This is a genomic window from Cohnella sp. LGH, assembly GCF_017671885.1.
GTDB classification, from domain to species: domain Bacteria; phylum Bacillota; class Bacilli; order Paenibacillales; family Paenibacillaceae; genus Cohnella; species Cohnella phaseoli.
This window is the reverse complement of the sequence record NZ_CP072117.1, coordinates 6,533,960-6,546,595: the sequence shown is the minus strand read 5'-3', so window position 1 is coordinate 6,546,595 and position 12,636 is coordinate 6,533,960. Positions and strand designations below refer to the sequence as shown.

General features: G+C 54.8%; 12 protein-coding genes. 1 reads left to right on the top strand and 11 read right to left on the bottom strand.

All coding sequences use genetic code 11. The annotated features are described in order from the left end of the window. Window positions 1-341: 341 nt before the first annotated feature. From folE to J4772_RS27245, 7 genes are all read right to left on the bottom strand, one after another. Window positions 342-935, bottom strand: coding sequence for a GTP cyclohydrolase I FolE (gene folE / locus J4772_RS27275; protein ID WP_209072265.1), 594 nt, complete (start codon window positions 933-935; stop codon window positions 342-344). Between the two features lie 16 nt (window positions 936-951). After that, complete coding sequence (locus J4772_RS27270; protein WP_116063724.1) at window positions 952-1,221, bottom strand: YneF family protein; 270 nt, start codon at window positions 1,219-1,221, stop codon at window positions 952-954. A 159-nt stretch (window positions 1,222-1,380) separates the two neighbouring features. Continuing rightward, entirely contained in the window at window positions 1,381-2,403 is a 1,023-nt protein-coding gene (locus tag J4772_RS27265; protein ID WP_209072264.1) for an HD-GYP domain-containing protein, read from the bottom strand. A 112-nt stretch (window positions 2,404-2,515) separates the two neighbouring features. Beyond that, window positions 2,516-3,667: a tRNA epoxyqueuosine(34) reductase QueG gene (gene queG / locus J4772_RS27260; RefSeq protein ID WP_181917975.1), complete on the bottom strand. Its 1,152-nt coding sequence runs from the start codon at window positions 3,665-3,667 to the stop codon at window positions 2,516-2,518. 11 nt (window positions 3,668-3,678) lie between these two features. Continuing rightward, on the bottom strand, window positions 3,679-4,311 hold the full coding sequence (gene lepB / locus J4772_RS27255) for a signal peptidase I (RefSeq protein WP_247740865.1): 633 nt from the start codon (window positions 4,309-4,311) through the stop codon (window positions 3,679-3,681). Further along, a complete protein-coding gene (locus J4772_RS27250) occupies window positions 4,308-4,892 on the bottom strand; it encodes a DUF402 domain-containing protein (RefSeq protein WP_209072263.1) in 585 nt (194 codons plus the stop codon). The genes lepB and J4772_RS27250 overlap by 4 nt, the downstream gene beginning before the upstream one ends. 143 nt (window positions 4,893-5,035) lie before the next feature. Then, window positions 5,036-5,458, bottom strand: coding sequence for a GNAT family N-acetyltransferase (locus J4772_RS27245; RefSeq protein ID WP_116063727.1), 423 nt, complete (start codon window positions 5,456-5,458; stop codon window positions 5,036-5,038). Between the two features lie 353 nt (window positions 5,459-5,811). On the opposite strand from J4772_RS27245, the gene J4772_RS27240 reads away from it, so the two are divergent. Next, window positions 5,812-6,423, top strand: a complete 612-nt coding sequence (locus J4772_RS27240; protein ID WP_209072262.1) for a superoxide dismutase — start codon at window positions 5,812-5,814, stop codon at window positions 6,421-6,423. A 509-nt stretch (window positions 6,424-6,932) separates the two neighbouring features. Here J4772_RS27240 and J4772_RS27235 read toward each other — a convergent pair. From J4772_RS27235 to J4772_RS27220, 4 genes are read right to left on the bottom strand one after another with little or no spacing between them, the layout of a single operon-like run. Further along, a complete protein-coding gene (locus J4772_RS27235) occupies window positions 6,933-7,949 on the bottom strand; it encodes a globin-coupled sensor protein (protein WP_209072261.1) in 1,017 nt (338 codons plus the stop codon). An 18-nt stretch (window positions 7,950-7,967) separates the two neighbouring features. After that, window positions 7,968-10,586, bottom strand: coding sequence for a chemotaxis protein CheA (locus J4772_RS27230; RefSeq protein WP_209072260.1), 2,619 nt, complete (start codon window positions 10,584-10,586; stop codon window positions 7,968-7,970). 5 nt (window positions 10,587-10,591) lie between these two features. After that, window positions 10,592-11,017: a chemotaxis protein CheW gene (locus J4772_RS27225; RefSeq protein WP_209072259.1), complete on the bottom strand. Its 426-nt coding sequence runs from the start codon at window positions 11,015-11,017 to the stop codon at window positions 10,592-10,594. Window positions 11,018-11,032: 15 nt separating this feature from the next. Further along, complete coding sequence (locus J4772_RS27220; RefSeq protein WP_209072258.1) at window positions 11,033-12,598, bottom strand: methyl-accepting chemotaxis protein; 1,566 nt, start codon at window positions 12,596-12,598, stop codon at window positions 11,033-11,035. Window positions 12,599-12,636 lie beyond the last annotated feature (38 nt).

Here is a 12,636-nt window from a genome sequence, read left to right as displayed (position 1 = left end):
CATACCCAATCCTAAGCCCACCCTCAAATCTATATTTGCCATATACGCTAAGGTCTAACAATAAACATCCCTTAACCCCCTTATTTTCTCCTTCATCTCCAATTATCGTTTCTTTCTCGCCGTTTGATGTTGCCGTTGCTTACGGCTGAGCAATTCGCATAGGTGAACTTGAAGGAATGATGCAATATCATTCGAAAGTCCCATCTTTGCTCGCCGACCGGACTGTTACGTGAGCGGGACTTTCGCCTGCTTGGCGGCTATGCGAGCAGGCTGATGTACGCTCATTGGCACCATGGAAAAAACGCCTGCGATCGCTCGCAGGCGTTAATACTGTCGTATTGTTATCGATTAAGCAATTCCAGAAACTCCGAACGAAGCGCAGGGCTTTTACGGAATTCGCCGCGTACCGCAGAAGTGACCGTCTTGCTGCCCGGTTTCTTCACGCCGCGCGCGCACATGCACAAGTGCTCGCCTTCGACGACAACCATGACGCCGTGCGGCTGAAGCACCTCCTCCAGAATGTCCGCGATTTGCGAAGTAATTCTCTCTTGCACCTGCAGCTTTCTGGAGATCGCTTCGACGAGTCTGGCCAGCTTGCTCAGTCCGGCGATCTTGCCGCTCGGAATATAGCCGATATGCGCTTTGCCGAAGAAAGGCGCCATATGGTGCTCGCACTGGCTGTAGTAGACGATATCCTTAACGATTACCAATTCCTCGTGCTGCTCGTCGAAGGTGACCCCGAGGACATCTCTGGGGTCTACCGCGTAGCCTGCAAAAATTTCCTCGTACATCCGCGTAACGCGAGCCGGGGTTTCCAGCAAGCCTTCGCGCTCGACATTTTCCCCGATCAGCTTTAAAATTTCCCGCACGTGAAATTCGAGCTGCTCGCGGTTCTGCCCGACATGACTGTTAGAGTAATCTTTCGCTCCCGCCATGACAACGCCTCCCTTCCTATCTGCGGAACTTCGGATTGTTGCGGTTCTGGTTCTGGGCTCCCCCTGGGTTCGCCTTGCCGCCGCTATTTTGATTTTTCATCATTTGCTGCGCTTTCGCAATCTGCTGGTTGTTCATGTTATATCCCATCTGCTTGGCCATCTTTTGCAGCATCTCGGGATTGCTCTGCATCTTGGTCATCTGGCGGCGCAAGTAGAACACCCCGATGATGAAACCAACGACTATGCCGACGATTAACGTCACAATCGGAATAATATAGGACCACATTTCCGAAACACCCTCCGAATTTCACAAAATAAACCCCCGCGAACGCCGCAATGCGTCAAGCAGGGCTGCTGTATTATGATAGCATGGCCGAACAAGGTGCGCAAACGATAGCTTATTGAAGCGGTTCAAAAAGTCGCAGGTTTGCTTATACGCCGTTCCTCAAGCCAGCACGGTTTCGATGAACACGGTCGTATGCTGCGCCAAATCGATCTCGCTATAACCGACCGCTTCATCCCCTTCCTTGTCGATGACGCGAACGACGGGCCGTCCCGGCAGCCCCCGGTGCTGTCCGACGACAACGCCCGTCTGACGGGTGGACAGCTTGACCGATATGCCGTTAGGGTAAATCGACACAATTCGCATAAAGTGGACGAGCACCTCATGATCCAGCAAAGTTCCGGAAAAAGCGTTCATGCGTTCGCACGCTTCGTGAGGCAATAGCGGTTTCTCGTTCCCGGACGAATAGATCATATTATCGTACATATTGACGACGGCAGTAATTTTCGCATAGGTGTGAATGTCGTCTCCGGTCAGTCCGCGCGGAGCGCCGCTTCCGTCAATCGCCTCATGGTGCTGGAATGCGACATGCGCGACGAGCAGACTGTATTCCCTCTTGTTCTTAAGCAGCTCGAATCCTCGCCAAGCGTGATGCATACGGCCTTCCTGAACTTCCGGAGCGCCCAGCTTGCCGATATCGTGAAGGAGCGCCCCCATAGCCAGCTCCTTCAGCTGGAGCATATTCAGGCCCATGTTTAAGCCGACCAACGACGCCATCGTACAGACGTTCATCGCATGAAGGAACATCGCGTTGTCGGCGGTGCGAATATCCGACAGCTGAATCATCAGATTCTGGTTTTGCATCACATCCTCCAGCAGATCGTCGACCGTCTGGCCGATCGCCTTCGAGCTGAAGTTTTTGCCCGAGCGCAGCTGCTCGAACGTTTCCGACATTTGGTGAATGACCGCGCGTTTCGTCTCTTCCGACAGCAGCTCTTCATGTGAAATATCTCGGAACATCGGATCGTCGATATAGATCGTCGTAACACCCAGCCGCTTAAGCGTGCTGATCATGTATACGGTAAGCTGCACGCCGGTAGAGAGCAATACGGCTCCATTCGAGGAAAAAATCGTCTTGCCCAAATATTGTCCCGGTTCAACCGTCTCTATGTCGACTAATTTCATATTCTCTCTCCTGCCTCGATCTCGTTGTTCATGCTTACACACTATTTCGGCAAAAAAGAAGAGGAAATGAAGGCGCGAACGATGAAATGCCTCTCATTTCCTCGGAAATAAACTATTGATCGCTCTTTCGTTCGAGCGCTCTGTCGATAGCGTCCAACACTTCGACGCTCCCTTCCTTGCTTCGCGCTCCGCGCAGCCCATCCAGCGCCTCCGAAGTTCCGATGCGCCCAAGAGCCCAAGCGGCCGCTTCCCTAAGCTCCGGACGCGGATCGTCTCGCAGTACGGCAACAATGTCCGGAACCGATTCCGCATCGCGGAAGTTGCCCAGCCCGATCAGCGCGTTGCGCTGGATCGGCTTGCGTCCTCGCCAAGCCGCCGAGCTCGAGCCTAACTTCTCGCGGAATTCCCGGTTGCCCATCGTCAGCAGCGGACGCAGCAGCGGCTTGACCACTTCCGGGTCGGGCAAAAGCTCGGGATGATGGCGGATGTCGATTTTACGATTGACGGGGCAGACGATCTGGCAAGTATCGCAGCCGTACAGACGATTGCCGATTTTCAGCTTCATCTCGTCGCTCACGAAGCCCTTCGTCTGAGTAATGAAGGAGATGCATCGCTGGGCGTTCAGCTGTCCCGGTCCGACGAGCGCCCCGGTCGGGCATGCGTCGATGCATAACGTGCAGTCGCCGCAGTCGTCCGGGAGGGAACTGTCAGGAGGCAGCGGAAGACTTGTAATGATCTCGCCCAAGTAAATCCACGAGCCTAGCTCCGGGTTGATGACGGAGCAGTTTTTGCCGCTCCAGCCGATGCCGGCCCGCTCGGCCACGGCGCGATCCGACAAGGCGCCGGTATCGACCATCGACAATAGCTTGGCCTCCGGCTCCCGTGCCAGAAGCCACTCGGACAGGTTCGCCATCCGTCGTCTGAGCGCTTGATGATAATCTTCGCCCCAAGCGGAGCGCGACAATATGCCGCGCCTGCGACCCGGTTCGGATACAGGCGCGTTCTTCAGCTTCGACGGATAAGCGACCGCGATCGCGATAATCGACTTCGCTTCCGCCATATGCAGCGACGGGTCTGTCCGCAAGTCGAGATCCGGCTCCTCGAAGCCGGATTCGTGCCCCCGCTCGCGGTGCCGAAGCAGCCGTTCCTTCAATTCATGGAAAGGCTCTGCCGTCGTCACGCCCAGCTTATCGATGCCTAGCCCCGGCGCAGCCTTTAGCAATTCTTCCTTGAATTGCTTCCAATATCGGTAATCCCGTTTCACGACACCGTCGCTCACAGCTTCTTGATGCGGCTGATCGGCCAGACGATCATGTCGGCCCGCCCTTGAATTAGCTCTTCGGGCACTTCCTTGAAGGCTCGGCTGTCCTTGCTCGCATGCTGGTGACGGTTATCTCCCATCACGAAATAATGCCCCGGACTAACCGTCGTCGGTCCGAAATCCCCGTCCTCGATTTTCACATCCGTATACGACTCAACCTTCAGCGTCCCGTTGACATAGAGCTCTCCGCCGCGAATTTCCAGCTGATCTCCGGGGATGCCGATCACCCTTTTAACCAAATACTCCGGGTCTTCTCCCACGCTGGGATCTTTGAAGATGACAACATCTCCGCGATCCAAACTTCCGAGCCGCAAGGCGATCTTGTTCACGAACAACCATTCGTCTTCATGAAGCGTAGGCTCCATCGATATTTTCTTCACCGTCGACAGTTGGAACACAAATGCCTTAAGCAGCAGCACGATCGCCGCGGCAATGATCAGCGCTTTCGCCCAGTCCCACAGCTCTTTGCGCCAGCCGGTCAGCCTCGGCCCCTGATTCCGGGATTTCTGCGCTTGGGGCGCTTTCTGAGTTTTGGACGCCGAGCGGCTTCTTCCTTCGGGAATTCCCGCACCCATCTCTTCCGTCATGTCGCCTGCGTTCCTCCTTCTGCTTTCATCTGCTCTTTCCACTGCTGGTAAAATAAGCGCGCCGTGGAATCGTCGAAAGGAAATTCCCCGGCCTCGATGTCCTTACGAAGCGCCAGCAGCTCCGCTTCAACGCGTTCCTCCACCGCCTCGCCGTAGCGATACGCCGCTTTGTGCGCATCGTATTCGTCGCGGTCCAGCTCCATCGCCGTTCCGTCGGCCAGCACCACTACGTCCAAGTCGTAATCGATATAAGTCAGCACGTCTCCGTACCGATAGGGCGGAGAGGCCAAATTGCAATAATAGCGAACTCCCTCTTCCTCCAGCAGAGCAACAACGTTGTACCATCGTTCCGGGAAAAAGTAAGTGACGGCGGGAACCCGGCTAGACCATTCCCGGCCGTTCGATTCCTGAACCGTCGTATGTTCGTTGATTAACACCCACACCGTGCGGGAATCAAGCCCCGGCAGCAGCCGATTCGCGGGAACTTGCCAATTCTCGAGCCATACCCGATGCAAGGAACCGTCATGCTTAAAGCTCTTGATCACACACCTCATATACCGTCCGTCGGCGCTTTCCGTCATGGCTCGTCCCTCCCTGCAGGTTCTGGTTGATCGAGCAGCTTTTAATTCTGCCTGCGAAATACATGTAATATAAGAAAAGCATATCTCCCCGCCAAAATCAATGGCGTTAAAGATATGCTTTCCTTAGAATCCGTCCGCTTGAATTAGCCGGCCACGATCGCAAGCGGCTGCGTCAACTTAACGACGTTGACGGAGCTTATTCCGAGCGAGTCATAGAATGGACGCAAAACCTCGTTGTGCTTGTCCTCCGCGACGAGCACCTTCAACACTTTGCGCTGTCTGAACCGGTTGCTCATATGAGAAACCAGTTGTCTTCCTACGCCCTGATTTCTGAACTTGTCCCTTACCGCAATGCGATAGACGTAGCCTTTGTGATGATCAATCGTTCCGATCAATACGCCGACGATGTTTCCGGCCGATTCCGCCACGAGCACCAAGTCGCTGTCCCAGGACAATTGGCGGGCGAAAGCTTTCATCGTCTCTTCGCAGCAATCTTCCGACAGCACTTCCTCCAGAAGCTCTGCAACCAGCTTGTAATCTGACAATTGGAAAGAACGAATCTGCATGCTGACTTATCCTCCGAGCATTCAGTTTTACATCCAGCTAACGATCTTTTCATTTTACGACAATTCGGCGAAATTTCTAGCTCTTTTCTTAAAATAAGATAAAATTTTTTTGCAAAATCGCTGAATCTCCCGATGTAAACGCTTCACCATGTCGAATATTAGAAAAACGACTGGACATAATGAATTAGGCTGCTGCAGTTCGGTCTGCCATTCGTCTTCCGGTTGCAAACTTCCGTTTCGTCTTCCGAAGACTTTTTATACATTTATGTTGATTTAATCGAAAGGATATTGGATAATAAAGACTGTGAGCGATTAGGCTACATATCGCAATCCCATTTAGGAGGTTATTGACCATGGCACACGAATTACCGGCACTTCCTTACGCGACGAATGCGCTTGAGCCGCACATCGACGCAACGACGATGGAAATCCATCACGGACGTCACCACAACACTTACGTTACGAACCTGAACAACGCTTTGAAATCCGCTCCCGAGCTGGAAAGCAAGAGCGTTGAAGAACTGATCTCCGACCTGAACGCAGTTCCGGAAAGCATCCGCACAGCGGTTCGCAACAACGGCGGCGGTCACGCTAACCACAGCCTGTTCTGGAAAACGATCAGCCCTAACGGCGGCGGCCAACCGTCCGGCGCTCTGGCAGCTGCAATCGACGCAGAGCTTGGCGGCTTAGACAAGTTCAAAGAAACTTTCGCAGCTGCGGCTACGACTCGTTTCGGCTCCGGCTGGGCTTGGCTCGCACTGGGCAAAGACGGCAACCTGAAAGTATACAGCCTGCCTAACCAAGACAGCCCGATCATGGAAGGCGACACGCCTTTGCTCGGACTGGACGTATGGGAGCACGCTTATTACCTGAAATATCAAAACAAACGTCCTGATTACATCGCTGCTTTCTGGAACGTCGTGGACTGGAACGCAGTCGGCGCGATCTACGATTCCGCGAAGTAATCGAAACAAAAGCGCATGAATCTCCAACTCGGAGAGACATGCGCTTTTGTTCTATTACTGCCCGGTTGACATACATAATGTCTTCAATATTGCTCATTCCCATTGGAAACCGTCTATCGACCCAGTATAAAAAGTACGAACCGAACGTTAGAATGTGGAATCCCATGGTACCTGGTACTCAGATCATAGGGTTCATCAACACAATTGTTCCCTTTGCACCAACAGGTGAAGATAGCTAACAATTGTATTACAAAGATAAGCTCAGACAAAAAGCCCGTTCTAGGCGTAGTCCGCTCCTCGGGCTTTTTGTCTTTGAAAAAATGTAGGTATATCGGCGGTTTTAGTTTCGGAGGCGTTACAAAAATTCTCTTCAGTTGAGCCGTGGGTTTGCTCGGGAGCTTTTCGCGGAGCGATCCACCAGACCGTTAGAGGCTAGTCATCCGCTCGATTTCCCTCCCGTTACGGTCTGCCAGACCGCTACAGGCAATCATCCTCTTGATTTCGCTCGATTAGTGAACCGAATCTTGCTCCAATAAACCGTTCAAGTCAGCGGCAACCGTATCGATCATCTGCACGAACGAGCTTAGCTCCTCGGAGCTTGCCGCCTGCTCGCGCGAGAAGCGCACCGTCTCCTCGCTGCCGTGCTTGACTTCGTCCAGCGCCTCGCGAATTTCCTTCAGCTTGCGCTGGATCGTCATCAGCGACTGCTTGGAGCTCGTCGCCAGCTTGCGAATCTCATTGGCGACAACCTCGAAGCCGAGCCCGGCATCGCCGGCTCGCGCCGCTTCCAGCGCCGCGTTCAGGCCGATCAGATGCGTCTGATCGGAAATTTCCCGCATCGTTGTTCCCAACTGATTGATCTCGTCAATGCTGCCGGCCAGCTCTCGCACCTTCGCGTGGGAGTTCTCCTGGACGGAGGCCGTATGGGAAGCGTTGGACGCCACGAGATTGCTGCTGGAGTTCAATTGCACCATCATGGAGGACAGCTCCTGCACGACCGAGCTCACTTTGGTCAGCATATACTGGCGTGTCTCGACGAGCTTTTCGACTTTCGCTTTCTCGTCTTCCTCGTAAGCTTCGAGCACGATCTGTGAATCGAGGTTGAACATTTTGCTCAGCGCGTGCACCGATCTGGTCCAATGCTCGGGATCGACCCGCTTCAGATGCTTCGTCGCCAGATCCAGATACAGAATGTAAGTGCCCAAATACCAGTTCGTCGTCAGCCCGATTCGGGAATGGACTTTGCCGATATACAGCCTCCTGCTGAAAAAATCCTCGTCGATCAAACCTGAAGTCATCGACATGAAATACCAGCGCTGCGTTTCCTTCAGCCTCTCGATCGTACTATGGCTGTTAATCAGGTTAAACAGCTCCGGCTGTCCGACAATTCTGTCGTACAGCTCGTCCACCACTAAGTTCGTAATCTCGGCAAACGCGGCATGCTTCGCCTTCAGCATGGCCAAATCCTCCTCCGAGATGCCAATGTAATTCAACTGCCTCAATCTAGCATCGCTTACTTGAATCAAACCAATCCCCCCCTATAACTACGCGATGCAGAAGCCGCTTGCTTCCAGCACCTTGTCCGTTCTCAGCAGAATCGTCAGCTCGTCTCCGCGCTTATGAATTCCTCTTATAAATTCCGACACCACGCTGGCAATCGCCGCAGGAGTCGTCTCGACCTCCGTGTCCGGCATATTAAACACTTCCGTTACCGAATCCACCAATACCCCGATATCGCTTCCGCCTTCTTTCATCACAATGACGCGCGATTCTTCCCCGATCGGCAGCGGAGGAAGACCGAGACATTGCGCCAGATCGACAACCGGCAGCAAAGCTCCTCTCAAATTGAACATGCCGAGCATTTCAGGCGACCTCGATGCGATTTGGGACAGCGCGGGCACTCTGATGATCTCTTTAACCTGTCCGATATCGAGCGCATACTGCTGATCGCCCAGCATAAACGTAACTCTCTTCTCCGCATGAACGGATTTGACCGCATGTCTGCCGGCCCGTCCGGGATCGGTGACCGTTCCCGCATCGCGCACAACGGCGTTCACGTCCAAGATATAAGCGATGCTGCCATTGCCTAGAATCGATGCGCCCGAGACATACGGCACTTGTCCCAAATAAGCGGACAACGGCTTCATGACGATTTCCTGGTTGGCGACGAGACGATCCACATACAGGCATACGCGTCGATCCGCCGCACCGATCATGACGGCATAGCCCCTGCTGGAGCTCGAAGGCTCCGTACGCAGCCTTCCATGCAGCCTGACCAACGGGAAAATGTCTCCCCTGACTATGCAAATTTCTTTGCCGTGAACGCTCTGAATGTTGGCCGAAGACAATTGGAACGTTTCCAAGACGTGTACGAGCGGTATCGCCAGCGTATGCTTGCCCAGCTCGACTAACAGCGAGCGCGTTATCGCCAGCGTCAGCGGCAGCTTGATCGTAATTTCCGTCCCTAGCCCCAGCGCCGTATCGATGTCGATCAGTCCGTTCAGCTTCTCGATCTGCGTCCGCACGATGTCCATGCCGACTCCCCGGCCGGACAGCTCGGTCACCTGCTCCGCCGTAGACATGCCCGAGTGGAAGATCAGCGCGATGAGCTCCTTGTCCGACATTCTTGCGGCTTCCTGCTCGGTCACGAAGCCTTTGTGAATGGCCTTGCGCATGACCTTCTCCGGATCGATCCCTCGCCCGTCGTCCTTCACGCGAATGACAATCGCATTCTCCTGATGGCTCGCTTGCAGCAGCAGCTGCCCTTTGCGAGACTTGCCGAGCCGCTCGCGCTCTTCGGGAGCCTCGAGTCCGTGATCTGCCGCATTTCGCAATATGTGAATCAACGGGTCTCCGATCTCCTCGATAAGCGTCCGATCCAGCTCCGTCTCCTTGCCTTCGATTGTAAACTGGATTTCCTTGCCCGCCTGCTGCGACAAATCCCTGACCAGTCTCGGGAAACGATTGAACAGCTGCTCGATGGGCAGCATCCGGGTTTTCATCATTCCCTCTTGAAGCTCGGCAATGACGCCGTTCAGATGATCGGTAACCTCGCCCAGCATCGCAACGTCCTGGTCCTGCTTATCGCGCTCTCTCAGCCGTTTGCGAACCTCTTGCAGCCGGGTATTATCGATGATAAGCTCTCCGACCAAGTTCAGCAAGTGTTCCAGTCGCTTGACGTCCACCCTGACCGTCTGTTGGATCGTTGTTTTGGCCTCCGCCGTCTCGAGCTTGCCTGCCAGTCCGGCCGAAGTCGGCGCAGGAGCCGTATCCGAAGCAGCAACCGGAGCCTCCGGTTCGTTCGCGACGGTTTCGCCCCGTTTTAATCCCTCGTCTTCGTCCGGCTGGGAAAACCATTCGATCAATTGGACGTTAACGTCGTTAATTTGCGATAACTGCAGCACATTGCCGCCGATCGTTTCCTTCGGATGCGCGGAAGCGATCACATACGAGATCGGGCCGGACATCAGAAGCTCTTCATTCTCCCATTCGGCTAACGAAGGCTTTAGCGCAATCACTTCCCCTGTCTCGCTAAGCGTGCGCTGCACGAGCATAGCCCGCACCGTCGGCATATCCGCTCCCGACGACAACGTCACCGATACGAGGTAAAGCGGCACGCCTTCTTCGCGCTTCCGAGTCATTTCCTCCAGCTCTGCCGGAGTCCACCCCGTAGCCTTGTTCTCAAATGCGCTTTTTTCCGCAGCTTTATTTTTGCCGATCTTACCAGCAGTTCGATCGGTTCCGCGGGCCCCTTCCTTCCCTCCCGAACCGGTCGGCCGACCCGATAGACAATCCTCCAATGCGTCGAACAGAGAGGCGTGCGGCTCCGCTTCCGTCCCTCCCTGCCTGAGCGCTTCGCGCTGCACTTTCAAATAGTCGATGCAATCGAACAGCGTGTTGATGAGCGAGGAGCTCAGCATCAGCCTGTCCTGGCGCAGCAGATCGAACACGCTTTCCACCCTATGCGTAACTTCCTTCATCTGGTGAAAACCCATTGCCGCCGAAGAGCCCTTCAGCGTATGTGCCGCGCGAAATATTTTTTGAATAGTATCAAGTTGATTGCCGCCGCTCTCCAGCTCGAGAATAGCGTGGTCGAGCGTCAGCAACTGTTCCTCCAGCTCGTCCAGGAACACGCCTAAGTAAGTCGAAGCGAAATGGTCCATTCCGATTACACCCCTCCTCTTAAGCCAAGCACGGCTTGCAAATCCAAAATGTTGATCAGCGTGTCGCCTAGCCTGCCGATTCCCGACAGGCAGTCGCGGGTCGCATCCCCGGTACTGTCGACAGCCGGAGGCAGAAGCTCGTCGAAGATCGCCACTCTATCGACGCTGTCCACGCATATCCCGATATCTTCCGTGTCCGAGCTGACGATCACAATGCGCGCGGAAGCGCCCGGTTCGGCTTCCCTGACGCCGAACCGGGCGCTTAACGAGATGACGGGAACGATTCTGCCCCGCAGGTTGATGACTCCCTTGACGAACATCTTGCCGCACGGCACCTCCGTAATCGGCTGCAGCTTGATAATCTCCTGAATCTCAGAGATCGACAGCGCATATTTTCCCTCATTCAGACCCAAGACGATATAGTTTTCCATCGCGCTTCCTCTCTCCTACACTCTGAAAATCGCCACATTCTCGTTGAGCTTCTCGGACAGTTGCGCCAGCGAGTTCGATGAAGTCGCCGCCTCTTCCGCTGCAGCAGCGGATTGCTGACTGGCCGCGGCAATCAGCTCCACCGCGCGCAGAACCTCGTCGGACTGCGCGGCTTGCTGCTCGCTGGACGCCGCAATCTCCGAGATCTGACCTGCCGTCTCCGCGACCATGCCGACGATGCGTTCGAACGTCTGTCCCGACGTCGCCGACAATCCGGCCGCCTCTTCCACCGCCTTGACGCTTTGATCGGTATTTTTCTGCATGCCTTTGATAATATTCGCGATCTGCTTCGTCGCTTCTCCGCTCCGCTCAGCGAGCTTGCGGACTTCGTCGGCGACGACGGCAAAGCCTCTTCCTTGATCTCCGGCTCTGGCCGCCTCGATGGCGGCGTTCAAAGCCAACAGGTTCGTCTGCTCGGCAATTTCGTCGATGACCTCGATGATCTGGCCAATCTGCTGCGAATCCTGCTCCAGCAGACGCATCTGCCCCGACAGCCTGTCCATGCTGCTTAACGAAGCCTGAATCGCTTCCCCGCCTTCCTCCGCTCTGCGCCGCGTGTGCTCCGACAGCTCCGCTACTGCGCTTGCGTTGGACGCTACGGCGGCGACCGCTCTGGACATCTCCTGCACAAGCGCATTGATCGTCTGTGCCGATTCCGCCTGATCCGAGCTGCCTTTGGCAATCTCCTCCGTCGTCGCCGAAATTTCCTGGGCGGCGGCGGACACACTCTGCGCCGAGCCGAGCGTCTGTCCGATCAACGTTCGCAAATTGCCGATCATCTCGTTGAAGGCTCCGGCCAGAACGCCGACCTCGTCCTTCGTCAGCGATTCCGCCCGTTCCGTCAAGTCGCCCTGAGCCGCCCTGGTGGCGACGTTAACGACCGATTTGACCGAACGTACCAGGCTGGACGATAGGAACAGCGACAACGCGATGCCCAGCGCCAGCGCAATCGAAGCTAAGACAACAACGATAATTGTGCCGATACGGTTCGATTCGAAGGTCGCGGCGATCTCCTCGTCCGCATTTTGCACGTTGTAATTGATCCACGAATCCATATCGGCCCGGGTCGACTGCACAAGCGGAAGCAATTCGCGGATCGGAGTCATCTCGGCATTCGAGCCTTCCCGTTCCGCGTCGCTAATAATTTGCTCCACGGCAGCGAAGAAGCTATCCGACTTCTCCCGAATCGTATCATACTTCGCTTGATCCACGGAATCGGTAATCAGAGATTTGTACTCCTCCATTCCCGTTCGAAAGCTCGCTATCGACGCTCTCACCGCATCGGTCATCGACTTTCTCGTCTGCTCGTCCTTATCGAACCTCACCATCAGCAGCTGTCCGCTGATTCCGTTAAAATCTCCTCGCAATTGGGACAGCTTGTAAGTGCTCGGCATCCCCACATCCCTGAGATTCGAAATCGAACCTTTTAGCGACGACATCTGGACGATCGATACGATTCCCACTGTTACAAGAAGAATTAGCACAATTCCGAAACCGGTTAACATTTTTGCTCGAATGTTCATGTTGCAAGCCACGTCTCCTTTGTAGGTGTCTGCCGCGG

Coding starts and splice junctions, on each gene's coding strand:
- folE (WP_209072265.1), bottom strand. CDS start 935: ATGGCGGGAGCGAAAGATTACTCTAACAGTCATGTCGGGCAGAACCGC.
- J4772_RS27270 (WP_116063724.1), bottom strand. CDS start 1,221: ATGTGGTCCTATATTATTCCGATTGTGACGTTAATCGTCGGCATAGTC.
- J4772_RS27265 (WP_209072264.1), bottom strand. CDS start 2,403: ATGAAATTAGTCGACATAGAGACGGTTGAACCGGGACAATATTTGGGC.
- lepB (WP_247740865.1), bottom strand. CDS start 4,311: ATGACGGAAGAGATGGGTGCGGGAATTCCCGAAGGAAGAAGCCGCTCG.
- J4772_RS27250 (WP_209072263.1), bottom strand. CDS start 4,892: ATGACGGAAAGCGCCGACGGACGGTATATGAGGTGTGTGATCAAGAGC.
- J4772_RS27245 (WP_116063727.1), bottom strand. CDS start 5,458: ATGCAGATTCGTTCTTTCCAATTGTCAGATTACAAGCTGGTTGCAGAG.
- J4772_RS27240 (WP_209072262.1), top strand. CDS start 5,812: ATGGCACACGAATTACCGGCACTTCCTTACGCGACGAATGCGCTTGAG.
- J4772_RS27230 (WP_209072260.1), bottom strand. CDS start 10,586: ATGGACCATTTCGCTTCGACTTACTTAGGCGTGTTCCTGGACGAGCTG.
- J4772_RS27225 (WP_209072259.1), bottom strand. CDS start 11,017: ATGGAAAACTATATCGTCTTGGGTCTGAATGAGGGAAAATATGCGCTG.
- J4772_RS27220 (WP_209072258.1), bottom strand. CDS start 12,598: ATGAACATTCGAGCAAAAATGTTAACCGGTTTCGGAATTGTGCTAATT.